Raw genomic sequence first — 22,914 nt, forward strand, 5'->3', positions numbered from 1 at the left:
AGCGGGCGGCCCACCTCCACCTCTCCCAGGGAACCCGGTGGCCTCCTGCGTCCTGGCGCTTGCCACCGGCACATGTCTCACATCCGCACCGACGGTGCTCCCGTCCGACCGCCCCGGAGTGATCGCATGCAGACACCCGCCCCCTACCTCCACCGAGCCGCGACCGACCGCCCCTACTTCAGCGCCGACGGGGAGACCTACCTCGCCCCGACACCATTGCGCGACATCGACAAGACACAGCCCCTCAGGGTGCTGTCCGAAGAGGACTTCGCCTTCTGGCAGACGTACGGCTACGTCATCGTCCGCGAGGCCATCAGCCCCGGCGAAGCGAAGGGCCTGCTGGAATTCGCCTGGCAGTTCCAGGGCCTCGATCCGGACCACCCCGAGACCTGGTACAGGGAACCGGAGTTCCGCTCCGAACTCGACCAGCACCTCTACATCTACGGCTTCGTCGAGGCGTACCACCACCAGTTGCTCTGGGACAGCCGCCAGACGCAGCGCGTCCACGACGCCTTCGTGGACATCTGGGACTGTGAGGAACTGTGGGTCACCCTCGACCGGCTCAACCTCAACCCCCCCAACCGGCGTTCCCGTTCCCGTTCCCTGATCGAGCCCACCCACGAGGGTTTCGACATCGAGCTGCACTGGGACGTGGACACCACCCTCGCCGTGCTTCCGCAACGGGTGCAGGGGATCATCGCGCTCACCGACACCCGGCCAGCACTCGGCGGCTTCCAATGCGCCCCGGAACTGTTCCGCAGGTTCGACGAGTGGCGGATCGCCCAGCCGGCCGGCCGTGACCCGGTCAGGCCGGCGACCGACCGTTGTGAGTTCCCCGTCGTCCGCCCTGACCTCCAAGCCGGCGACCTGCTGATCTTCAACGGGCTACTGGCGCACGGGGTAGCCCCGAACCTCTCTGACAACGGTGTCCGGGCCGTCCAGTACCTGTCGATGATGCCCGCCCTGGAGGAGCACACGGCCCTGCGCGCATCTCGGGTGCGGTCCTGGCGCACCCTTGCCACCCCCGACTGGAACGCCACGCTGCTCGGCGACGCCCGCGAACCGGAGGCCGACCGCTACGGTCCGGCCACGCTCAACCCGCTCGGCAGGAAGCTGCTCGGGCTCGACTCCTGGACCAGGGAGGCGACCGGCGAGACGACCGGGAAATCGACCGCAGACGGGACCGCACGGTGAACCGGGCCACCACAGCACCGATCTGCCTGTGCCTGCCCACCAACCGGGCCTGCCCGGCCACCATCGCAGCGCTCCACGACGAAGCCGCCTACGCCGCCCGCCGCTTCGGCACCGACGTCAGCCTGCTGATCCTCGACTCCTGCGACGACCGCACCCGAGCCGAGCACTCCCGGACCGTCGCGGCCCTGCCACCGACCCCCCGGGTGACCGTGCACCACCTCAGCGAGCAGTCCCAGCGGGACTTCCTGCACCGGGCGATCGAACGGGCCGGCCTGCCCGAGCCGGAGCGGCTGCTGCACCTCATGGTGCCGACAGCCGTCTCCTACGGCGCCTGCACCAACCGTGCCTTCCTGCTGGCCACCGCGCTCGGCTGCCGCTCCGTGCACCGCAGGGACTCCGACAGCACCTACCAACTGCACAACGACGAACCGGTGTTCCCCATCCAGCACGAGCTGCCCTGGTTGGGCCGGCCAGCCACCGAGGCAGCGGCCGGTGTCACCCGCACCGACGTGGACCCCGACCTCATCCATCGTCCAGTGTCGCTGGCCGGCGCGTCCTTCATCGGTGAGCTCTCCGTCGACATCGGCGAGATACGGAGGTTGGACGAGAGCGTCTACCACGACGTGGTCAGCCTGTGGGCGCCTGGTGGCTGGCCTTTGGAGCGCAAACGGCAGCTGGTCGAGGAGTCGTTCAGGGGAGCGGGAACCGCACCCTTCAGCGGTGACCAGTCGACGCTCACCCGGGTCGACCCGATGCGGGTCGACATGTGCAATATCGCCTTCGACCACGCGGTGTACGACCGCATCCCGCTGCCCCCCGCCACCGACACCATCGGCAGCGACTATTTCCTCCTCCACCTCATCCACGACGCGGGGCTGCCCGGCATCCTGCACAACCGGCACATCGAGAACTTCCACACCCCCGAACGCCGCACCGACACCGGATTCCCTGCCTACCAGCGAAGGTTCGTGAAGTTCTTGCTGTCCATGCTCTACTTCCATCACGTCTACGACCGGATGGCCGCCGCCGGAGACCAGCTCCTGGACGACCAGCAGCGCGTCCGACCCGAGGCGATCACCGGTCTGTTGCGCGAGAGCACCCTGCTGGACCGTGCCGAGAACACCTGGCGACTGGACCGGATCGACGTCTCCTACCGCAAGCTCGGTGGACGCTACGCGGACTTCGCTGACCGGATCGCCGAAGAACGTGACCGGTTACTCGACCAGGCCCAGCGGGACGTGGAGGACTTCATCCATCTGATCGGGGCCTGGCCAGCGCTGGTGCGCGCCGCCCGCACGACCGTACTCGGCCACGAGGACGCAACAGAGTGAAGACCAGCACAGCACTGCCCGGGGGAATCAGCGCACCCCTCACCGCCGCACTGCAGGCGGCTCACAGCGACCGCGTGATCTACGACCTCACCGGCATCGAGGCGCAGTACGACCGGCTCGTCCGCGAACTGCCCGGACTCCAGGTCCGTTTCGCCCTCAAGGCCTGCCCCGTGGACGAGGTCATGCGCTGCCTCGCGGACCGGGGCGCAGGCTTCGACGCGGCGAGCCCCGCCGAGGTGGCCCAGGCTCTGCGGACCGGCGCCCCGCCGGAACGCATCCACTACGGCAACACCGTCAAGTCTGACCGGGACATCGCCGACGCCCACCGGCTCGGCATCCGCACGTTCGCCACCGACAGCGTCGAGGACGTCACCGCGATCGCCGAACACGCCTGTGGCGCACGGGTGTTCTGCCGCATCGCCACCAGCGGGGAGGGCGCCTTGTGGGGACTGGACCGCAAGTTCGGCTGCGCACCCGACGACGCCGTCCGCGTGCTGGCCACCGCCCGTGCGGCCGGACTCACCCCGGCGGGCCTATCGGTCCACGTCGGTTCCCAACAGATGACCGGCGAGGCCTGGCAGCAAGCCCTCGAAACCCTCGCCGCGACCCTGACCGCGTTGGCCGGGCAGGGGATCGTGCTCGACCATGTCAACCTCGGCGGCGGTCTGCCTGCGCTCGGCTACCGGGACCGCCACGGCAACCGCCTCGATCCGCCGCTGGACAAGATCCTCACCGTGCTGCGCGAAGGCATGGAGCGCCTACGCGAGCTCGCCTGCGCCCCGCTCGCCTTCGTCATGGAACCGGGCCGCCACCTGGTCGCCGACCACGGTGTCGTCCGCGCCCATGTCTCGCGGCTGACCCGCCGCCGGCTGCCGGACGGGGCGGACAGCGACTGGCTCTACCTGAGCTGCGGCAAGTTCAACGGGCTGTACGAAATGGACCAGGTGACCCACCCGCTGGTCTTCCCCGGCCAGCCCGACGACCGGGGCCACGTCCTTGCGATCGTCGCGGGCCCCACCTGCGACAGCGACGATGCCTACGGTGGCGGACGGCACCCGGTCCGCGTCCCCGGGGCGGTCACCTCGGGCGACCCGGTGTGGATCCTCTCCGCCGGTGCGTACGCCACCAGTTACATGACCCAGGGCTTCAACGGCGTCCGCCCGCTGCCGTGCGTCTGCGTACGCGGTGCCGGCGGGGCCGCGAGCCGGGGAGAACGGTACGGAAGATGAAACACCTCATACGCACACGGGGGATAGCCGACGCCGACTGGCCGCAGGTGGCCGCACTGGAGGCGGAGGCGTACACGGACCCCTCCCTGACCGAGGGTGAGGAGCTGCTGCGTTCCCGGGCCCGGGCCTCGGCCGGCACCTGCTTCGCGCTCGACGTCGACGGCCAGCTCGCGGGCTACGTCCTCGCCTTGCCCTACCCGAGATTCCGCTGCCCCGACCTGACCCGCCCGGAAGGGGTCGTCCACCACTCGGTCAACCTCCATCTGCACGATCTCGTCGTCACCGCGCCACTGCGGCGCAGGGGCCTCGGCACCCGGCTGGTGCGTCGGCTGACCGACGAGGCCCGTGCCCGCGGCTTCGAGACCATGTCGCTGATCGCGGTTGCGGGCAGGGAGACGTTCTGGCGGGCCAACGGCTACCGGCCCCACCCTGGGACGCGGTTGCCGCCGGGTTACGGCGGCGACGCGGTCTACATGGTGGCGCAGATGGCCGCCTCCCGGCCCCACGAGGGACGGGACGCGGTCTGATGCCCATGCCCGCACCCTCCTTCCAGCGCGCCAAGTGGTCGATCGCGGCGTTGTTCTGCTTCCTGGGCTTCCAGTACGGCACCTGGGTCTCCCGGCTCCCGGCGCTCAAGACCCGGCTGGACCTGGGCGCCGGGGAGGTCGGCCTGCTGCTCATGGCCTGCGGGGCCGGCGCCGCCGCCTCATTCCCGCTCGTCGCCGTCCTGATGCGCCGCCTGGGTTCCCGGCGCCTCTCCCTGGCCTCAGCCCTGTGCCTCACCGCCGTGCTGGCGGCCCTGTCCGTGGTACCGGACTACCCCCTCGCGGTCATGACCGTCTGCGCCGACGGAGTCGCGGTCGGCTGCCTCAACGTCGCCATGAACGCCCAGGGCGCCGCGCTGGAGAAGGAGTACGGTCGCACGGCCATGTCCCAGCTGCACGCCACGTTCAGCGCGGGGCTGCTCACCGCCGCGCTGTTGGCCTCGGCGGTCACCACGGCGACCCCGTCCCTCCCGGCCCACTTCACGGTGGCCGGATCCCTGCTACTGCTCCTGCTCGGCTGTGCCCGCCCGGCTCTGCTCGACGACCCGGACACCGGGCCGGCGCACCCGGACACGTCGGAGCGACGCAGGCGCCTGAGTCCGCCGTCCGGCAGGACCCTGCTCATGGGCTGCGCCATGGTCTTCGGCACGATTACCGAGGGCGCCATGAACGACTGGTCGACGCTCTACCTGAAGGACGTCGTCAGGGCGTCGGCGACGGTGGCCCCGCTCGGCATCGCGGTCGTCTCGGTGATGATGCTGCTGGCCCGCGTCTGTGCGGACCGCTGGCGCACCCGATGGGGCGACGGACGCGTGGTCCGCACCGGCAGCACCGTGGCCGGCGCCGGTCTGGCCCTCGCCCTGCTCGTCGGCGGAGTGGTTCCCACGCTCCTCGGCTTCGCCTGTGTCGGACTGGGCGCAGCCGCCGTCACGCCGTGCGTGTACGTTGCCGCCGCCGAACGCGGCTCGGACTCCCTGGCCCTGGTCGCCGCCATGGGCACTACCGGCCTGCTGGGCGGTCCGGCCCTGATCGGCTTCGTGGCGAGCGCGGCCAACCTCACCCTGGGCATGGCCGCGGTGGCGGCCTCGGCGCTGATCGTCGCCGTCACCGCCGTCTGGATCCCCTGGCGGGCCCGGGTGCCGGCCGTCGGATGACCACGGGGCCGGATCAGGGCGCCGGCGCGGCTCACCGGCCGCCAGCGGGCCCCGGGCTCTTGGGCCACCCGGACAGGCCTAGCGGAGCGGGAAGTCGCTCTCGTAGGTGTCCGCGGGGCGAGGGCCGTGGATGCGCCGTTCGGCTTCGGTGATGGCGGCGTCGTTGATGCTCGCCTCGCGGCGTCGCATGAGGCCGTGCTCATCGAACTCCCACAGTTCGTTTCCGTAGCTGCGCCACCACTGGCCCCCCGTGTCGTGCCACTCGTACTGGAAGCGGACGGCGATCCGGTTGTCGTGGAACCCCCAGAGGTTCTTGCGCAGCGCGTAGTCCAGTTCGAGCTGCCACTTCCGCGTCAGGAAGGCGACGATCTCCTCACGACCGCTGACGAACGTGTCCCGGTTCCGCCACGTCGAGTCCGGTGTGTAGCCCAGCGCCACCCGTTGGGGGTCGCGGGTGTTCCACGCGTCCTCGGCGGCTTGGACCTTCTGTAGGGCGGTCTCCAGAGTGAACGGCGGATAGGGCGGGCGATCTTCCAGCACGGTGGCCTCCTCGCGTTGAGAACGTGCGTTCTCTTTCGGTGGGAGCTAAGGTAGGGAACGATCGTTCTCAACGTCAAGGAGGCCCGGATGCCGGCCCCGATCACCGAGGAGCAGAACCGCCTGGATCGCGAAGCGCTACTCGACGCAGCGGAGAAGCTCTTCTACGAGCGGGGCATCCAAGCAGTCGGCATGGACGAGGTCCGCGCGGCCTCCGGCCTGCCGCTGAAGCGGATCTACCGCTTCTTCGCGGCGAAGGAAGATCTCGTCGTGGCGATACTCAAGCGCCGCGACCAGCGGTGGAGAGGGAACCTGGCCGCCCACGTGGACCAGGTACCGGATCCTCATGAGCGCGTGCTCGCGATCTTCGACTGGCTTGCCGAGTGGTTCGCACAACCCGGTTTCCGCGGATGCGCCTGGATCAACGCTTACGGCGAACTCGGCTCGTCATCCGAGGCGGTGCTGGCCGAAGTCCGGTCACACAAACAGGCGTTCCACGACCAGATCGCCGTGTGGGTCCACGCTGCTGGGAGGCCGGTGGCAGAACCGGTCTTCCTGCTCGCCGAAGGAGCCATCGTGACCGCCGGCATCAGCGGCGATCCGTCGCCAGCCCGTCATGCCCGTGCAGCCGCCGCGCTGCTGCTCGGCACGCCGTGATGCCTGGCCGCAGCCTCAACAGCCGGTCGTCCCGCGACGAACAGAACCGTCCGCTGCCAACAGCCTGACGCCGGGGTCGTGCGTGGGGTGCTCGGCAGGTCGTGCCCCTGGGCGTTCGGTGCGCGGACCGGTCAGCCGATCAAGGCGTCCGAGATGACATCACTTCAGAGGGCGGCAGAGGAGGGCGTCGGGGACGCCGCCCTCGCTCCACTTCCAGGTGTAGGCGACTCCGGCGACGTACTCGTCGTCGTCACACTGCCCCTTGCGGTAGCCGGGGGCCCAGTCGCTGGCCGTCGAGCCGCCGGTGGCAGGTCGGTTGTCGCCGTGGTCGAACCAGACGTCGCGGCCGGTGGTCGGCAGCGGTGTGGTCGAGGGCGCGCAGAGCAGGGCGGCCATGGCATTGCTGTGGACGCTGTAGCCGACGGCGAAGGCGTTGTCGGGGCACTGGAGCTTGCTGTAGCCGTTGGCCCAGTCGCCCTCGGTGACGTACCGCTCGTCGGTGACGACGGTCCAGGCGCCGCCCGCCTTGGTCGGCTCGTTCACGTCGGTGCACAGGCCGCGGCTGTCGCCGCGACCGAGTGCGACCAGGCGCTCGCTGTCCGGACAGCTGCCCTTGCGGTTACCGGAGGACCAGTCCGGCTGGGCCAGCATGGTTGCCGAGACGTCATAGTCGGCGTGGTCCAGGTCCACCATGTCCCAGTGGTCCACGCGCGGGACCCGGCCGGTCAGGCTGGGTGCGGTGACGAGCTTGTTCCAGTCGGCGGCGCGCCAGTCGCCGCCGTCCTCAAGGCCCTGTCGTACGCCGTCTGCCGTGTAGGAGAGCAGGGCCCAGTTGTCGAGCTGGTTGCCGTCTGCGCCGGTCCAGCCGATGAGCGGCCAGACCGCGAAGTCGGTGTCGTGGGCGGCGAGGATGTCGGTGAAGCGGTCGAACCAGGTGCGCTCCTTGGCGTCGGTGGAACCGCGGCCGGCCGCACCGAACTCGCTGACCCAGACCGGGGCGGTGAAGTGTTGTCCGGACTGGGTGACGAACAGCGCCTCGGAGTCGACCGCCTCGGCGAGTTGGCTGGGCGTGAGGTCCTCGTAGCGCGGATCACTGGTCGCGCCCAGCCCGCTGGAGGCGCCGGTGCTGGCGGGGCCGGTGTAGCCGTAGAAGTGGGCTGCGTACACCAGTTTGCCCGAGTGGATCAGGGTGTTGGAGAGGTTGGCGACGGGCGTCAGCATCGGACGGCCGTGAGGGGTGATGTCCGTGGGGATGCCGTACCAGTTGATGCCCTCCATGATGACTAGCACATCGGGGTCGCTCCCCAGGATCCGGTTGCCGGCCTCCTCGAAGGCGGCGTACTCGTCGTGGGCGTCGTACCAGCCCCAGTTGGGGTCGTCCCAGGTGTCGCGGCGGACCTCGTTGCGCAGGTCGGCGCCAACGACGCGCTTGTTCGCTTGATAGCGCTTCACCATGAACAGCCAGTCGGCCTCCCACTGCTGAGTCGTCTGGCCGCTGTTCCAGCGCTCGTTGCCGTCCAGGCCGCAGCACCAGCGGTAGCTGGTGGTGTGGTTGTTGAGGATGACGGCGAAGCCGTCGGCGGTGAGCGCGGCCACCACGGAGTCGTAGACCTGGAGCGGGGTGTCGCCGCGCAGCCGAGGGTTGGCTGCGACCGCTGTGTCGGGAACGGTGGAGGTGTCGTGGATCAACGCGTCGGCGTAGGGCAGTCGGACCGCGTTCAGTCCGAGGTGGTGCAGGTCGGCGAGGATCTGTGCGATCGGGACCCGGTCGAGGCCCAGCGGGATGTTGTACGACACCTCGCCGTGTTCGTTGTTCGCGGGGGCGACGGGATCGCCGCTACCGAGGTAATGCCCTTGCGCCCCGTCCCAGTTGCCCGCCTTGAGCTTGAAGCGGTTCCCGTTCGCGTCGACGATGTACCGGCCACGGGTGCTCAGTGGCCCGGTCCAGGAAGCTGCCAGCTGTTGGCCGGTCAGGACGGTGGGGGCGGCGGGCGCCGCGGAGTCGGCCAGCGCGGGACCCACTGCGGGACCGGCGGGAGCGGTCAGCAGGATCGCTGAGGCGACCGCGGCCAGCACCCCACGCAGGCGCGGGCGTATGTCGACTCGGAAGACGCTGCGGACTGACACCGGTCACTCTCCAGGCCCTGGATGACATGTACATGAAAGGTGGTGCTGTCCAGCCGACAGTGACGCAAGCAGCCCGACTTGTCCAGAGCACGAGCCGGTCCACACGTTCCTGCCGCTGGTGCGGAAGCCGGGCCGATGCGCGAGCAGGGAGGCCGGTGCCGAGGGGAGGAGCCGTTGACGGGCGAGGCTTCGCGGTTTCGGTTGGCCCGCGGGTGCGTTGTGAGCGCGGAAGCACCACCCCCGGCTGTCGCGAGCTCGTCGTCCACGCAGTGGCTGATCGCGCCCGAGGCTCCGGTGGCCTGGCCGGGGGAGGAGTGACCTCCGCTGCCCGCGGCTGCCCGGCCGGCCTCAGACGCGACGGATGAGCGTGACCCCGTCCCGTACGGTGAGCATCACGGACTCGCACCGCGGGTCGGCGGCGACGGCGTCGTTGAAATTCCGCAGAGCCCGGACGTCGGGATCGGTGCTGTTCGCATCGATGATCTCCCCGCGCCACAGCGTGTTGTCGCAGGCGATCAGTCCCCGGGCGGACAGCCTGGGCAGCGTCGCGGAGTAGTAGTGGTGGTAATTCGGCTTGTCCGCGTCGATGAAGACCAGGTCCAGCGGCTCCTCGATCTCGGCGATCGTCTTGAGCGCGGGACCGACACGCACGCTGACGGCGTCGGCGTAGCCGGCTTCCGCGATGTGCTTCCGGGCAACCTCGGCCCGCTCCGGGTCGATCTCACAGCTGATCACTCGAGCGCCTTCGGGCAGGGCGACGGCCATCGACAGCGCCGAATAGCCGGTGAACGTGCCGATGTCGAGGACCAGCTTCGGCTGGAGCGTGTGGATGATCAGCCGCAGTAGCCCGCTCACGAGCGGGCCGCTGATCAAGTGGCCCATGCCCAGATCGTTTCCGGCGAGGCCGGCCAGCTGGGCGGGGTCCGGGGCCGAATGGGCCTCTGCGTACGCGTCGATGCCGGGCAGGGTGATGGGCGGCAGGGTGAACATGTCTTCCTCCTGGATGGGTGGTGGGCGCCGGTCCCGTGGATCAGGCCGGGTCGTACGCGCTCTGCCAGCCGTGCGTGTTCGCGTGCAGCCAGGACTCGAAGTCCGCCGGAGTCAGGGCGGACCAGTCCGGGGAATCCTCGACGCGCATCCTTCCGAGGTGCTTGCCGAGCTCGGTGAGGGCGTTGCCGGCGCCACGCCGCGTGGTGTCGAAGACGGCCAGTGCCTGCGCCCACGTCTCGTGCTCCTGGCAGGCGCGTTCGAGGGCCCAGGCGTCCTGCAGGGCCTTCACCGCTCCGGCGCCGGTGTGCGGGCGGGCGATCGCCCCGGCGTCACCGGCCAGCAGCAGGGAGCCCTTGGCGTAGCGGGAGACCGTGGTGTCGTACATCGGGTTGACGGACAGTTCGTGCCGCTCGGTGCGCCGCACCGCGTCGGCCCACAGGGGCGGCAGTTCACGGGAGATGAGCCCGTCGAGGTGGGCGGCGGCGGTCTCGGTGACCTGCCCCCGGGGGATCGGGGCGGCGGCCCCGGCCGGGTAGAGGTCGTACGGCACGCTGCTGTACAGCGCCCAGTTCTGCCGGAGGCCGCCGGGTCCGGCATCGGGAATGCGGTAGAACACGGCGTGACCACCACGGAAGCCGACCGCGACGAAGTCGTCGAGCAGCGGGGACTGCGGGCCGTCCATCCCCCGGTCGGCGGGGTAGTCGCCGCGCCACAGACCGTACCCGGCGTACCGCACGGTGGCCTCCGGTGCGACGATCGGCCGCACCGTGGAGCGGTAGCCGTCGGCGCCGACGACGGCGGCGTACGTCCCGGCGGGACGGCCGTCGATCCAGAGCCCGACGCCGTCGTCCCGCTGTTGGACGTCGGTGACCGTCGCGCCCTCGTGATACAAGCGGTCGGGTACCTGGCTGCGCAGTCCACGCCACACCAGTGCCCAGCTCGCCATGATCGACGGGTACGGCTGACGACCGACCACCCGGCCCTCGGCCGACCGCCCCGCGCGGGTGAGCCAGATCAGCTCGGGACGCCGCAGCACCCGCATGTCGGGACCGAGGTACCCCGCGTCGAGCAGTTCACCGTAGAGCGAGGCCGGGAGCGTGATCCCGGCGCCGCGGTCGCGTAAGCCGCCCCTGCTGCGTTCGAACACGGCGACCTCGCAGCCTGCCCGCGCCAGGGCTACGGCCGTGGCGCAGCCGGCGATGCTGCCGCCCACGACGGCGACCCGGCTTCCTCGTATGCGCATGGTTGCCTCCTCCTCAGTGGGACACACCGGCTCGGCCTCACGGGCCGGTCTCGGTGTGCACGGGGTGTCCGGTGCGGTGCCAGCGGGTGAAGCCACCCACCAGGTGACGTGCGTGCCGGTCGTGCGCCCGGAGCAGTCGGACGCATTCGGCCGAGGTCACACAGAAGGGACCGTGGCAGTAGGCGATGATCTCAGCGTCGCCTGGGAGTTCGTCGAGTCTGCTCAGCAGGTGCTCGGACGGGAGGGAGAGGGCACCGGGGACGTGCCCCATGGCGTAGTCGTCGCTCGGACGGACGTCGATGACCAGCGCTCCGCCGCCGACCCGGGCAGTCAGCTCGTCGACGGTCACCGGCTCCAACGCGCTTAGGTCGCCCAGCTGGTCGTTGATGACGCTGCGCAGGTCAGCCAGGCGCCGCTCGGCGAACTGCTGGAACACGCCGAGGAACTGGGCCACTTCGTCATCGGCCAGGCGGTACAGCACGCGGGTGCCGTCCTTCCGGCTGCTGACCAGGTGGGCCGAACGGAGCTGCTGCAACTGGGCCGAGGTGTTCTTGAACGGGATGCCGGACTCGTGGGAGAGCTGCTCGACGGTGCGTTCGCGCCCGTCGAGCAGGTCGAGCAGGCGGAGCCGGAGAGGGTTGGCCAGCACCTTGCCGACCCGCGCCAGTTCCGTGTAGATCGGGGCGCTCAGCTTCGGCGCGTTCAGTTCTGACATGACAGACCTATCGTGGGGTGCCGGGCCGGGGCACGGCCGGTTCGAGGACGTGACGGTTGCGCCCGGCGCCCAGGCCCGCGATCAGCTCGCCGGCCGTGACGGCCAGCAGCAGGACGAGCGCGGCCGGGAGACCAGCGCGGGTGGTCAGCAGCATTCCGCCGACCAACGGACCCAGGATGGCGATCAGGTAGCCGACGCCCTGGACCATGCCCGAGAGGCCGACGGCGGTGTCGGCGTCCTTGGCGCGCAGCCCGATGAGGGTCAGCGCCAGTGCGAACCCGGCGCCCTGGGACAGGCCGAGCAGCATCGCGGCGATCCAGGCGCCAACGGAGATGGGCGCCAGTACGAGTGCGGTCAGCCCACCCGCGTTGAGTACGCCGACGACGACAGCGACGCTCCGCTGGTCGGGCAGCCGCCGGATCAGCACCGGCACCGCGAGCGATCCGGCCACCTGGACCAGCGAGGTGACCGCCTGCACAAGACCGCCCTCGGCGAGCGTCATGCCCCGCTGGTGACAGATCGTCGGCAGCCAGCCCAGAACGAAGTAGAAGGACAGACCCATGAATCCAAAGAAGGCAGTGACCTGCCAGGCCAGTCCGTCCCGCCACAGCGTGGCGGGGATCCGCGCTCGCCGACCGCCCGCAGCGCGCTGTCGCAGTACGGGCAGCCAGGCCACGCAGGCGACGAGCGCCACCGGTACGGTGATCCAGGCGAGTGAGGCCAGCCAGTGTGTCCCCTGGTTGCCGCTCAGCCGGGGGGCTAGAGCCGAGGCTCCGGCCGCGCCCAGCGTGAGGACGGTCGTGTAGAGCGTCATCACCGGCGCGAGCCGGTTGCTGAACCTCCGCTTGATCAGGCCGGGGACGGCACCGTTGATCGCCCCGATCGCGGCGACCGCCAGCAATGTGCCGAGGAAGAGCCCGGCCTGGCTCGGCACCATCCGGACCAGGTCGCCGGCGAGCAGCACGATCAGGCAGGTCGCCACCAGGAGTTCCTCGCCCATCCGGCGGACCAACGCGGGGCCGGTGAAGGCGAACACCGCGAGACAGACCGTGGGCAGCACGGTCAACACGGTCTGGCCTAAGCCGGACAGGCCCAGCCCGGACACGATGGGGGTCAAGAGCGCCGACACCGCTGAGATCGGGGCCCGCAGGTTCAGGGAGACCACGACCAGCGCGGCCAGCAGCCACCACACGCGTCGGCGCGATGCGGATTCGTCCAGTGCCGGTGCGGCAGTAGCCGGAGTTCGAGTTCGGGACGCCATATTTACTACCCCCAAGTTCCAAAGCGCTTTAGAATAAGGGAATAATAGCCCTGAGGCGGCGACAGGTCGACCGGGTTCCGGGGGAGGCGCCAACGCGAGTCCGTGACGCGCGCTGGCGCCGGGGTGCCTCTGAGCATGGTTTCTGTCGTCCTCCGGGCTGGCCGGCGCGAGTGGTGCGGAAGCTCCGGGCGTCTGGTGAAGGGAGGGTGGATCGAGGGCAGGGCTGTTGCAAAGTCTTTTGATCTTGCGTGAGAGCGCTGGTCAGGCAAGGCCGAGGAGGTCCAGTGGTCGGCGGAAGCCGTCGTAGGACATCTCGCGGAGTCCGGCCGCGATGTTCGCGTGGCCGGAGGCTCGCAGTGTGTTGATCGCGAAGCTGCGGAGGGTGGCCATGTTGTCCGGGCCGTGTCCGGTTCGGACCGTGGAGGCGTCCTCGGCGAAGGCGGTGTCTCGGACGAAGTGGAGACGGTTCTCGATGATCCACTGCGAACGGACGATCTTCGCGATGCGCTCGGGGGAGGCTTCGCGGCTGGCCAGGTCCGTGATGACGTAGACCGTCTCGCGGCTGCGTTTGCCGGTCTTGCGCTGAGTGCGGTGCCGGACGATCTTCGCGACCTGGACCGCGTGGGGGAAGTCGACGCCGAGGTCGGTGATGGTCAGGGCCTGCACGACGCGGGTCTCCAGGCGTCCGTGGGCATCGGTGCGGTCGTAGAACTTCGCACTCGCCTTCTCCCAGGGCAGGGTGGCGAGTTGGCGGTGCAGGTTCTTCTGGTTGCGCTTCACGGTGAAGGCGTAGTGCGCCTTCTTCTCCTCGACGAGGAACCGGGCGTGATCGCGCTGGCAGTGCAGGGCATCCGCGGAGACCGTGACGCCGGTCAGGTCGTAGGGCGCCAGCAAGGCATCAAAGCAGGTGATTTCGTTCGTCTTGCCGGGGACCCGCAGTTGGGTGACGGTCAGGCCGGCGCCGGTGATCGCGGCCAGCAGATGGGCGGCCGGGATCTCGCCGTGGCGCGAGCCGCGGGCGCTCTTGCCATCCACCGCGAGGGTGTCCGCCCCGGCCGGATCGGATCCGAGCAGGTCGGCGAGCCCGCCGGGGCAGGCGGCGTTCAGGACGCGGCGGATGGTCGCCGCACTCGGCGCGATGCGCACGTTCAAGACCGTCGTGGCGCGGGCGCCGAGCCGGGCGAGCGTGTCCTGCGGGGCGCTCGCTGCCCACTGGCCGATCGCGGCGAAGGAACGGGCTCCGGTCAGCACCGCCGAGCAGGCCACCAGCAGCACGCTCACGAACGAGTGACGCTTCCCGCGCCGATGCCGGGGGTCGGCCAAGGTCCGCAGCCGCAGGGCCAGCGGTCCGATCAACCGGTGCTGACGGGTGGGCGACTTGATCAGACAGACGGTGGCAGACTGACGGCACATCGAAGCTCCGGGCGGTGCGGGCGACTTGATCGGTCACCGGCATCAACCGGAGCTTCGTTGCGTACGGACCGGGCCGACCGCGCATCGTCATACCGTCGCGACCTGCGCACTCACGTGATCACCGGGACTTTGAAACCGCCCTGGGATCGAGGGCGAACGGAAGAATCCTCTCGGGGCGCGCCACTCCTGTCGTGGGTCAGATGCCCAGGGGTGTGTGGGACTTCGCGAACGGGCCCTCAGGGGCGTCGCCGAGTTCAGCGACAAGTGCCATGACGCGGTTTCGAATACCTCTGTGTGTAAGCTCCAGCTACCGTGCGTATATCCCTTTGGTGCTGCGGCGTAAGTCGTTTTGCATTGTCCTTTTGTTTGCGGTGCTGCGCGCTGCGATTTGGTACGGTGATCACCGATGGGTGCGCTGTGCCCGGCCTCAGGGGGAGGAGCAGTGTGTTCGATCAAGCGGTTGTGAAGCACGCCCGTACAGATTCAGTCGCCGTGCTGATCGCAGGCGACCGTCCGGTGTACAGGTCGAGTCTGCGGAGTCTGCTCGACGGTGTCGACGCACTGGAAGTGGTCGGGGATGTCGACACGGGGCCCGACGCCGTGAATGCGATTCACCGATTATGCCCCGACGTGGTCTTACTGCACGTGGCTCCGTCGAGCGCCGCAACCGTCGAAGTGATCACCTCCTTGGCCGAATGCTGTCCGGATGCGGCCGTGCTCATCGTGAGCATCGCCCATGACCGGGAGGCCTTTCTCGCCGCCATGCGCGCAGGTGTACGCGGTTATCTGTCCCGGGGCGCCCCCTCTCAAGACCTTGCGCTGGCCATCAGAATCGTCCAGTCCGGAGGGCTGGTTTTCGACTCCAGTACGTCGGGGTGGGTTACCGATCATCTGGCCCAGCCCGCAGGGGTGGTCAAGCCTTTCCCGGAGTTGACCGACCGGGAGTTGGAAGTGCTGGAACTCGTTGCGGACGGTCTGGGCACGGCGGCGATCGCCCATCAGCTCGGCCTGTCCATCAAGACGGTGCGCAACTATTTGTCGCGGATATTCGCCAAGTTGCACCTGGGCGACCGTGCCGAAGCCGCGGTCCGGGCCAGACAAGCCGGTCTCGGCCATTGACCGAACGGCGCGTGGTGGTGGCCGCCGGTGGCTCCCACCACCACGTCCGGCCGGTCAGGACACCGCGTGGGGTGCCTTCCGCGCCACGATCACCCGGTTGTAGAGCTCCTTGGGTTCAGTGGCGACGATCTCGGTCTGGTCAAAGCCCGCGTCGAGGAGGCAGTCACGCCAGAATTCCGGCGTGGTGAGGATCTCTCCGTCCTCCCGCAGGAACCGGGGCAGCAGATCGAGCTGGAGCAGCATGCGTTCGAAGCTCGCCTCCCGCAGGTAGTACTTGGCCTTGTCGGTCAGCAGTTCCAGGACGTCGGTGGCCCGCGGTTTGCTGCCGGCCGGCCCCATCACCCGGCAGAACTGGTCGGCGTTGATGAACACGCCCCCCGGCCGCAGCACGCGCAACAGCTCCGCAGCGGCCTTCGGGTAGGTGTCGAGTTCGAGGTGGTGCAGCGCGAAGCTGCTGATGGCCGCGTCGAAGCTCTCGTCGGGGAAGGCTGACAGGTCCTCGACCGCCCCGTCCTGGAACAAGGTCAGCGGGTCGGCGGCGAATTTGGCCACTGCCTCCTCCACCATGGCAGGGGCAGGGTCTACCCCCACGATCCTGGCCTCGGGCAGCGCCGCGCGACACAGCGAAGTGAGCCGACCGGTGCCCGAACCGACGTCGAGGACGTCAGCGGTGCCCGCCGGCAGGTGGGCCACGGCCGCGGACAGCAACGCCACATTGGACGCGTCGGTGCTGAGCACCTTGTCATAGTCGATCCTGACGTTGTTCCAGTGAGTCGTGTCCGATGCCATGACAGTTCACCCTTCGTTCGTCCGGTGTTCGTCCGTACCGATCCGGCGCGCTGCGTCACTCGGCGGCGAGGCCGAACACCGCCCGCCAGCCGAACAGATCGGTCAGCTCTCCGTCGTGCGTGCTGAACTCGCCCCGCTCGCCGCGTACGACGTGATCGCGGTGCCGTGACTGGTTGACGACCAGGGCGGTCCGCGGGGCGCGCTGCTTGGCGTAGCCCCGCAGGGCCTCGGGGATGTCCGCGATGCGGGACAGTAGACCGCCCAGTACCGCCGCGTCCTCCAACGCCATGCCCGCCCCCTGCCCGGCGCCTGGTGACATCGGGTGCGCCGCGTCACCGAGGAGACTGACCCGGCCCCGGCTCCAGCCGGTGACGGGTTCCCGGTCGTTGATGTCGGTGACCACGACCGGGGCATCGGGATCGGTGCGCCGCACCACGTCCACGATCGCCGGGTGCCAACCGGTCATCAGGGCCAGCAGATCGGCCCATGCCTGCTTCGGGGGCTTGGCGGTCCACGTACCGGCCGGTGCGGCCACCTTCGCCGTCCAGTACAGCCGTCCGGAACCGATCGGGGCGGCGAAGACACCGATGCCGTCCGCGGTCACGATGAACCCGTGCGGGAATTCGGGCGGTGCGGGGGAGCGACCCCGCAGGGTCGTGTATCCGCAGTAGCGGGGAACGTCCGCGCCGAGCAGGTACCGCCGCACCACGGAATGCAGTCCGTCGGCGCCGATGAGGGCTGCCGTCGTCGTTGAGTTCCCGTCGGACAGACCAACCTCGACCTCGTCACCCAGGTCCCGGTAGCCGGTCACACCGATGCCGTGCCGCATCCGCACCCCGGCGTCGGCGGCGTACCGCAGCAGCAGGGATTGCAACGTCGTACGCAGCAACGACACCTGCGGCGCGCCGAACCTCCGGGCCAGCTCGCCCACCCGGTCGGTGCTGATGACCGCGCCGCCAGTGTCGACGATCGGGCGGACCTCGTCCGTCTCCGGGACGTGCCCGGCGGCCAGCACCGCCGAGGCCAGCGAGGTGTCGATCTCCGCCAGTGCGTGCAGCGCGTTCGGATACAGCACGAGGCCGGCGCCCACGTCCCGCACGGACGCGGTCCGTTCGATGACCGTCACGGGCATCCCCGTGCGGCGGAGGGCGATACCGAGGGCGAGGCCGCCGATGCCGCCGCCCGCGACGGTCATGGTCTGTTCAGCCATTTCCGGTGCGTCCCCCCTCCTGGCTGAGCGGCGACAGCCAGCGTCCCCCGGGGGCGCCGAACGTGCCCTGCTCCCGGTCGTAGACGACCAGTCCCGACTTGACCGTCACCTGCACCCGGCCGGTGAAGGTCCATCCCTCGTAGGCGGACCAGCCGCACTTGGACGCGATGTCCGAAGCGGACAGCATCCAGCGGCGGTCCGGGTCGAAGACCACCAGGTCGCCGTCGGCCCCGGCGACCAGCCGCCCCTTGCCGGCCAGCCCGAACAGATCGGCCGGTGCTTCCCCCAGGTGGTGCACGAGCCGGCGGACAGCGGTGTCCTGGTCCTCGTCCGGCCAGCGCCGGCGCATCCCGGTCCACACCGCGGTGGCCAGTTCCTGTACACCGGGCAGCCCCGGAGGCGCGTCGGCGACCGGGCGCTCCTTCTCGTCCCTGGTGTGCGGCGCGTGGTCGCTGCCCAACGTGGCCGCCTCGCCCGCTCGCAGGGCCGCCCACAGCCGGTCCTGGTCCTGCGGGCCGCGGATCGCCGGGGCCAGCCGGGTCCGCGCGCCGCCCCGCACGGTGTCGGCGTCCGTGAACGACAGGTGATGGGCGGTGAGTTCGAAGGTGACCGGCAACCCATCGGCGGCAGCCGCCGCGACCAGGTCGGCTTCCTCCGCGCTCGACAGATGCAGGATGTGCGCCTTGGTGCCGTGGCGGCGGACCAGTTCCAGCACCTGGACGACCGCCGAGATGGGACTGCTGCGTGGACGCCACCGTTCGTAGTCACGGTAGGCGTGGGGAGGCCCGCCCCGCCAGGCGTCCAGCAGATCGTGCAGCCGCTGGTCCTCGGCATGCAGAACGAGCCGCACGCCGGAGGCAGCCGCGGCGGCGAACACCTTGTCCAGGACCTCGGGCTCACTGATGACCGTGGGCGCGGTGTGGTGCCCGGCCATGAACACCTTGGCGCTGCGGGCGATCGCCGGGTCGAGGTCGACCAGGACCTCGGGGTGCAGCGGGTCCGCGCCGATGTGGAAGGCGAAGTCGACCAGCGAACGGCCGGTGATCCGCCGTGCCTTGGCGACCACGGCGTCCGGGTGGAGGGCCGGGGGGACCGTGTTCGGCATATCCATGACGGTGGTCACGCCCCCGGCGACCGCGGCGCGACTGCCGTGCTCCCAGTCCTCCTTGTACTCCAGGCCAGGGGTGCGGAAGTGGACGTGCGAGTCGATCAGCCCGGGGAGCACGTACCGGCCGCCCGCGTCCAGGACGCGTACGTGGCCGGGCGCGGAGTCGGCGATCCCGGTGATCCTTCCGTCCGCGACGAGCACCACGCCCGGGCGAACGCCGGCCGGGGTCACCAGCCGCCCGTTGACCACCGCGAGTTGCACGTTCACCCGAGCCATGCGGCGCTCACCAGCTCTCGGCACAGGTCGTTGGTCGGGCCCATGTGGGCGACCGCGCGGGCATCGGCCATCAGCCGGTTGATGCGGTTGGTCACCACGTACCCCCCGGAGCCCAGCAGGCGCGCCACCTCGACGCCCACCTGCTCGGCCGTCTCCGAGGCGAACAACTTGCTGTGCAGGGTGGCCAGACCCGGATCGGCCGCATCCCGCCGTCCGGACCGGTCGATGACCGCGCGCGTCGCCTCGACCAGGGTGGCCAGGTCGACGAGTCGGAAGCGAGTGGCCGCGTCCGGCGGCTGCGGACGCCGGTGGACCTGTGCGACCGCGAGGTCCAGCAGCGCCGACGCAATGCCGAGGGAGACCGCGCCCAGCGTCGCCCCGGTCCGGCGGACCCCGGCGATGATGCGGGTGGCCTCACCGAGCGGGCCGAGACGGTCCTCGTCGCCGACGACGCAGTCATGCAGTGATACGAACCCGGTCGCCGAGCCGCGCATGCCGACCAGGTCGAGGCTCTGGTCGGGGCGCAGGCCTTCGTCGTCCGCCGGCACGAGGAAGAAGGTCTGGCCCATTGAGCCGTAGCCGCTGCTCGGCTCGTCCTCGCTGTCGGAGGTCCGCGCGAGGATGAGGTAGAGACCGGCCACGCCGGCACTCGTGGTGAAGGACTTGGCGCCGTTGAGCCGCCAGCTGCCGTCCGGCAGCTGGACCGCGGTGGTGTTCAGACGCTTCTTCGCCGCGCCCACGCCGGGTTCGCTCCAACCGGACGCGGCGAGCAGATCGCCCTTGGCCAGTGCGGGCAGCAACCGGGCCCGCTGTGCCGCGTCGCCCCATTCGACGATGCGTGCGCTGACCGCGTAGTGCTGGAACAACATGATCGCGGCGGAGGGGTTGACCCGGGCCACCTGGGAGACGACGTGGTTGACAAGCGTGGCGTCACCGCCGAACCCGCCGTACGCGGCCGGGACGGCGATGCCGAACAGGCCGACCTGCCCCAGTTCGTCCAGGAGTGTCTCGTCGGCCCGGCCACTGGACGCACTGCGCGCCGCCGCCGCGTCGAGGCGCTCGACGAGAGCGGCCGGCAGCGCGCCTTCGGGTTCGATCACCTGGCAAACGACAGACATGCGGTGATTTCCTTCGGCTGGAGGCTGGCAAGAGGTTCGATCGGAAACGAACCGAGAGTGGTGGTGCGCTTGCCGCGGACGGTGATCCAGGTGAGCTCCGGCTCGTCGACACCGTTGCGCACCGTGGCGGTCACGCTTGAGTGTCCGCCGGACGTGACGATGTCGACCGCGCCGTCGAGCACGCCCGCCCGCCTGGCCGCGACCCAGGGCGCGGTGCCCTCGATCCGGACGGCCGCGGCCAGGCAGGCTGCTCCGGTCAGCGCGATCGTCGGGTGCCAGGTGGGCACCGAGACCGCGCGGACGGCGATCCGGCCGCCCTCCGCGGCCATCACCACGGCCACCTTCGGAAAGGCACCGTCGGCGGGCCAGCCGAGCAGGAGGGCGGTCGCCCGCCGGATCCGCACCAGCCGGTCGAACAGCCGCGGATCGTCGGCGAACAGGTCCTCCGTGCGGGACAGCCCCAGGGCGGAGGCCGCCACGAAAGCGTAGGGATTGCCCATGGACACCAGCGATACCGGAATCGTCTCGCCGTCCACCTCGACCACCGTGCTGGCCGCGCCGGTCAGCAGCAGCTCGCTGAGCGGTTTGGGCGCAGGCTGGACGAAGTGGATGTCGAACAGCGCCGACTCCCGGCGGGCCTCGGCGATCTCGCACACGATGTGGTCGCCGTTGTTGCGGACCATGACGCGCACCCGCATCCCCGGGCTCAGCCGGGGCAGTGACCCCGATTCGGCACTGGCGGCGATGGACGCCAGGATGGAGTGCCCGCACGAGCCGCGCAGGTCGAACGCGGTCGGCCCTTGTGGAAGCGCCTGCACGAACCGGTAGTCCAGGTCGAACAGTGGGTGCTCGGAGGGCTCGACCAGCGCGATCTTCAGGATGTGTCCGGCGCCGACGTCGGCGAGCCACTTCCGGGCCACGGCGAGCCGGTCGAGTAGCGAGGTGTCGGTGCTCGGCAGACGCCGTGCGTCGAGGACGAGGGTGGGACACGGACTCCCGTGCGCGTAGACCACGTGCCCGATCACGACGCCACGACCTTCGGCTCCCGGGGCGGCACGACGGGTGGTGCGACGCTGAACTGCTCGCGCCAGATCTCGTAGACCAGCAGGGCCCACAGGGCGAGGGCGGTGGCGTTGTCCGGCCGGGCGGCCTGGTCCGCGAAGAGCCGGTCCACCGCGCCGGGATCGAGCTCACCGCCCCGCCGTAACCGGTCGGTGGCCAGCAGGTCCCTGGCGTAGGCCCACAGCGGCCAGCCGGGGGTCAGCATGGCCGCGATCGGCAGGGTGAACGGTTGCTTTTCGCGGGCCAGTACGGCACCGGGGAGGAGGCCGCGTGCGGCGTCGTACAGCGCGCGCTTGACCACTCCGCCGTGGATGCGGTCCCGGTCGGGCAGTTGCACCGCGTACCGGACGACACTCTGCTGGCAGAACGGCAGCCGGACCTCGACGGCGCTGGCCATGCTGAGGTGGTCGACCCGTCGGAGATGGTACGCCGGGAGCCGGTAGCCGACCTCGAACGCGGTGATCCGGTCGAGCACGGTGCCCGGCCCGGACCGCAACGCGTCGGTCGCCTCCTCGGGCAGCGCCGGCTCGGAGCCGACCGCGGCGGCGTAGTCCGCGGTGTAGAGCTGCTTGCGCCGGGTGGCCGGCAGGACGGCCAACTCGTCGAGATACGGTTCGTACCAGGGCTCGCCCACCTCGGCGGCCTCCGCTGCGGTCCGCATCCGCCGGTACCCGCCGAACACCTCGTCCGCGCCGTCGCCGGTCAGCGCCACGGTGAAACCGGCCTCCCGCACCGCGGCGAACAGGGCGAAGCTGCTCACCGTGATGGGATCGGCGTTGGGTTGGCCCAGGTGCCATACGACCTGTGGCAACAGGTCGGGTAACTCCACGGGATCCAACTCGACTTGGTGGTAGCGGGTTCCGGCGTGGTCGGAGACCTGACGCGCGAAGTGCCGCTCGTCGTCGGGCCATGAGCCGGTGTAGGCGATGTTGAACGTGTGCAGCTGCGGTGCCTTGCCGGTGGCCAAGGTGGTCACCAGGCTGGAGTCCAGCCCCCCGGAAGTGACCGACGCGACCGGCACGTCCGCCTCCAGCAGTGCGTCGACCTCCCGGTGCAGGCGCGCGCGCAGGCTGCCGGACCGTTGGCCGGGCTCCGGCTCGGGCGACGACCGGCGGTGGACGCGCAGCCCACCCGCGCGATCGCAGACCGCTGTGACGGCCGGGGGCAGTGCCGCGATGTCCCGGAACATCGTCTGCCCGCCGAACGGCGTCTTGGCCGCGAGGTAGGACTCCAGCCCCGGTGTCCAAGCGCTCGTGGACACGTCCGGGAACGCGAGGAGCGCCGGGATCTCGGAGGAGAAGTACAGTGCGCCCCGGCGCTGGTCCCAGTGGTAGAACAGGGGCTTCATGCCCAGGTGGTCGGTGGCCAACACCAGCCGCGGCTCGGCGCGCAGGTCCAGGACGGCGATGGCGTACATGCCGTCGAGGTAGCGGACGAACGCGTCCCCGTACCGCTCGTAGAGCGCCGGGAGAACCGATCCGTCGCAGTGGTCGGTGAACCGGTAGCCGAGCGCGCTCAGCCGGCCGCGCAGTGCGACGTGGTTGTAGATCTCGCCGTTGAGGACGACGTGGACGGCCCCCGACGCGGAGCGGTAGGGCTGGCGCCCGCCGGCGGGATCCATGACGGCGAGCCGGTTGCTGCCCAGCGACCAGGTGGGGCCGACCGAACAGTGCTGCTGGTCGGGGCCGCCGTGACGTTGCAGCTCGCCGACTCGGGACAGGTCTTCCGACGGCACCACGGCATTGAAATGGCCGTAGATACGGCACACTCCGCTCCCTCCGTTCCGGTAGGCACGGTGGACATTGAACCGGGCGTCGTGCCGCGGTGTCGTGGGCT

General features: G+C 70.2%; 20 protein-coding genes. 7 read left to right on the forward strand and 13 right to left on the reverse strand.

The window, feature by feature from the left end:
* The first annotated feature begins 126 nt into the window (after positions 1-126).
* Genes LK06_RS26140 through LK06_RS26160 form a run of 5 tightly spaced genes read left to right on the forward strand, consistent with a single transcriptional unit; the run spans position 127 to position 5,453 of the window.
* Positions 127-1,194 (forward strand): phytanoyl-CoA dioxygenase family protein, encoded by a 1,068-nt coding sequence (locus tag LK06_RS26140; RefSeq protein ID WP_039656704.1) that lies wholly within the window; start codon positions 127-129, stop codon positions 1,192-1,194.
* Entirely contained in the window at positions 1,191-2,525 is a 1,335-nt protein-coding gene (locus LK06_RS26145) for a DUF6271 family protein (protein WP_234367507.1), read from the forward strand. Before LK06_RS26140 ends, LK06_RS26145 begins: the two co-directional genes overlap by 4 nt.
* Positions 2,522-3,754: an alanine racemase gene (locus LK06_RS26150; protein ID WP_039656703.1), complete on the forward strand. Its 1,233-nt coding sequence runs from the start codon at positions 2,522-2,524 to the stop codon at positions 3,752-3,754. The genes LK06_RS26145 and LK06_RS26150 overlap by 4 nt, the downstream gene beginning before the upstream one ends.
* The gene (locus LK06_RS26155) at positions 3,751-4,281 is read left to right on the forward strand and encodes a GNAT family N-acetyltransferase (RefSeq protein WP_039656701.1); all 531 of its coding nucleotides are present in this window, start codon (positions 3,751-3,753) and stop codon (positions 4,279-4,281) included. The genes LK06_RS26150 and LK06_RS26155 overlap by 4 nt, the downstream gene beginning before the upstream one ends.
* A complete protein-coding gene (locus LK06_RS26160) occupies positions 4,281-5,453 on the forward strand; it encodes an MFS transporter (RefSeq protein ID WP_039656700.1) in 1,173 nt (390 codons plus the stop codon). Before LK06_RS26155 ends, LK06_RS26160 begins: the two co-directional genes overlap by 1 nt.
* Before the next feature lie 78 nt (positions 5,454-5,531).
* Here LK06_RS26160 and LK06_RS26165 read toward each other — a convergent pair whose 3' ends face one another.
* Positions 5,532-5,990: a nuclear transport factor 2 family protein gene (locus LK06_RS26165; RefSeq protein WP_199806371.1), complete on the reverse strand. Its 459-nt coding sequence runs from the start codon at positions 5,988-5,990 to the stop codon at positions 5,532-5,534.
* Between the two features lie 90 nt (positions 5,991-6,080).
* On the opposite strand from LK06_RS26165, the gene LK06_RS26170 reads away from it, so the two are divergent.
* Entirely contained in the window at positions 6,081-6,647 is a 567-nt protein-coding gene (locus LK06_RS26170; RefSeq protein ID WP_039656696.1) for a TetR/AcrR family transcriptional regulator, read from the forward strand.
* 159 nt (positions 6,648-6,806) lie between these two features.
* On the opposite strand, the gene LK06_RS26175 is transcribed toward LK06_RS26170, so the two are convergent.
* The 6 genes from LK06_RS26175 to LK06_RS26200 form a co-directional block, all read right to left on the reverse strand.
* Entirely contained in the window at positions 6,807-8,774 is a 1,968-nt protein-coding gene (locus LK06_RS26175) for a glycoside hydrolase family 5 protein (RefSeq protein ID WP_234367508.1), read from the reverse strand.
* Positions 8,775-9,122: 348 nt separating this feature from the next.
* Positions 9,123-9,764, reverse strand: coding sequence for an O-methyltransferase (locus LK06_RS26180; RefSeq protein WP_052270242.1), 642 nt, complete (start codon positions 9,762-9,764; stop codon positions 9,123-9,125).
* Positions 9,765-9,804: 40 nt separating this feature from the next.
* Positions 9,805-11,007 (reverse strand): FAD-dependent monooxygenase, encoded by a 1,203-nt coding sequence (locus tag LK06_RS26185; RefSeq protein WP_052270241.1) that lies wholly within the window; start codon positions 11,005-11,007, stop codon positions 9,805-9,807.
* A 37-nt stretch (positions 11,008-11,044) separates the two neighbouring features.
* Complete coding sequence (locus LK06_RS26190) at positions 11,045-11,722, reverse strand: ArsR/SmtB family transcription factor (protein WP_052270240.1); 678 nt, start codon at positions 11,720-11,722, stop codon at positions 11,045-11,047.
* A 7-nt stretch (positions 11,723-11,729) separates the two neighbouring features.
* The gene (locus tag LK06_RS26195; RefSeq protein ID WP_043434994.1) at positions 11,730-12,983 is read right to left on the reverse strand and encodes an MFS transporter; all 1,254 of its coding nucleotides are present in this window, start codon (positions 12,981-12,983) and stop codon (positions 11,730-11,732) included.
* Between the two features lie 261 nt (positions 12,984-13,244).
* Positions 13,245-14,396 (reverse strand): ISAs1 family transposase, encoded by a 1,152-nt coding sequence (locus tag LK06_RS26200; RefSeq protein ID WP_234367286.1) that lies wholly within the window; start codon positions 14,394-14,396, stop codon positions 13,245-13,247.
* Positions 14,397-14,840: 444 nt separating this feature from the next.
* On the opposite strand from LK06_RS26200, the gene LK06_RS26205 reads away from it, so the two are divergent.
* A complete protein-coding gene (locus LK06_RS26205; protein ID WP_199806369.1) occupies positions 14,841-15,515 on the forward strand; it encodes a LuxR C-terminal-related transcriptional regulator in 675 nt (224 codons plus the stop codon).
* A 54-nt stretch (positions 15,516-15,569) separates the two neighbouring features.
* On the opposite strand, the gene LK06_RS26210 is transcribed toward LK06_RS26205, so the two are convergent.
* The 6 genes from LK06_RS26210 to asnB are packed head-to-tail and all read right to left on the reverse strand — an operon-like array spanning position 15,570 to position 22,846.
* Positions 15,570-16,304 (reverse strand): class I SAM-dependent methyltransferase, encoded by a 735-nt coding sequence (locus tag LK06_RS26210; protein ID WP_039656693.1) that lies wholly within the window; start codon positions 16,302-16,304, stop codon positions 15,570-15,572.
* Positions 16,305-16,359: 55 nt separating this feature from the next.
* Positions 16,360-17,514: an FAD-dependent monooxygenase gene (locus LK06_RS26215; protein ID WP_052270238.1), complete on the reverse strand. Its 1,155-nt coding sequence runs from the start codon at positions 17,512-17,514 to the stop codon at positions 16,360-16,362.
* Positions 17,507-18,898, reverse strand: a complete 1,392-nt coding sequence (locus LK06_RS26220; protein ID WP_039656691.1) for a dihydroorotase — start codon at positions 18,896-18,898, stop codon at positions 17,507-17,509. The genes LK06_RS26215 and LK06_RS26220 overlap by 8 nt, the downstream gene beginning before the upstream one ends.
* Positions 18,886-20,016, reverse strand: coding sequence for an acyl-CoA dehydrogenase family protein (locus LK06_RS26225; protein WP_052270237.1), 1,131 nt, complete (start codon positions 20,014-20,016; stop codon positions 18,886-18,888). The genes LK06_RS26220 and LK06_RS26225 overlap by 13 nt, the downstream gene beginning before the upstream one ends.
* Complete coding sequence (locus tag LK06_RS26230) at positions 19,995-21,041, reverse strand: PrpF domain-containing protein (protein WP_039656690.1); 1,047 nt, start codon at positions 21,039-21,041, stop codon at positions 19,995-19,997. The genes LK06_RS26225 and LK06_RS26230 overlap by 22 nt, the downstream gene beginning before the upstream one ends.
* Entirely contained in the window at positions 21,038-22,846 is a 1,809-nt protein-coding gene (asnB, locus tag LK06_RS26235) for an asparagine synthase (glutamine-hydrolyzing) (protein WP_039656688.1), read from the reverse strand. Before asnB ends, LK06_RS26230 begins: the two co-directional genes overlap by 4 nt.
* Positions 22,847-22,914 lie beyond the last annotated feature (68 nt).

The sequence above is a fragment of the Streptomyces pluripotens genome, from assembly GCF_000802245.2.
Lineage (GTDB): Bacteria > Actinomycetota > Actinomycetes > Streptomycetales > Streptomycetaceae > Streptomyces > Streptomyces pluripotens.

Coding starts and splice junctions, on each gene's coding strand:
- LK06_RS26140 (WP_039656704.1), top strand. CDS start 127: ATGCAGACACCCGCCCCCTACCTCCACCGAGCCGCGACCGACCGCCCC.
- LK06_RS26155 (WP_039656701.1), top strand. CDS start 3,751: ATGAAACACCTCATACGCACACGGGGGATAGCCGACGCCGACTGGCCG.
- LK06_RS26160 (WP_039656700.1), top strand. CDS start 4,281: ATGCCCATGCCCGCACCCTCCTTCCAGCGCGCCAAGTGGTCGATCGCG.
- LK06_RS26170 (WP_039656696.1), top strand. CDS start 6,081: ATGCCGGCCCCGATCACCGAGGAGCAGAACCGCCTGGATCGCGAAGCG.
- LK06_RS26180 (WP_052270242.1), bottom strand. CDS start 9,764: ATGTTCACCCTGCCGCCCATCACCCTGCCCGGCATCGACGCGTACGCA.
- LK06_RS26185 (WP_052270241.1), bottom strand. CDS start 11,007: ATGCGCATACGAGGAAGCCGGGTCGCCGTCGTGGGCGGCAGCATCGCC.
- LK06_RS26190 (WP_052270240.1), bottom strand. CDS start 11,722: ATGTCAGAACTGAACGCGCCGAAGCTGAGCGCCCCGATCTACACGGAA.
- LK06_RS26195 (WP_043434994.1), bottom strand. CDS start 12,983: ATGGCGTCCCGAACTCGAACTCCGGCTACTGCCGCACCGGCACTGGAC.
- LK06_RS26200 (WP_234367286.1), bottom strand. CDS start 14,396: ATGTGCCGTCAGTCTGCCACCGTCTGTCTGATCAAGTCGCCCACCCGT.
- LK06_RS26210 (WP_039656693.1), bottom strand. CDS start 16,304: ATGGCATCGGACACGACTCACTGGAACAACGTCAGGATCGACTATGAC.
- LK06_RS26215 (WP_052270238.1), bottom strand. CDS start 17,514: ATGGCTGAACAGACCATGACCGTCGCGGGCGGCGGCATCGGCGGCCTC.
- LK06_RS26220 (WP_039656691.1), bottom strand. CDS start 18,898: ATGGCTCGGGTGAACGTGCAACTCGCGGTGGTCAACGGGCGGCTGGTG.
- LK06_RS26225 (WP_052270237.1), bottom strand. CDS start 20,016: ATGTCTGTCGTTTGCCAGGTGATCGAACCCGAAGGCGCGCTGCCGGCC.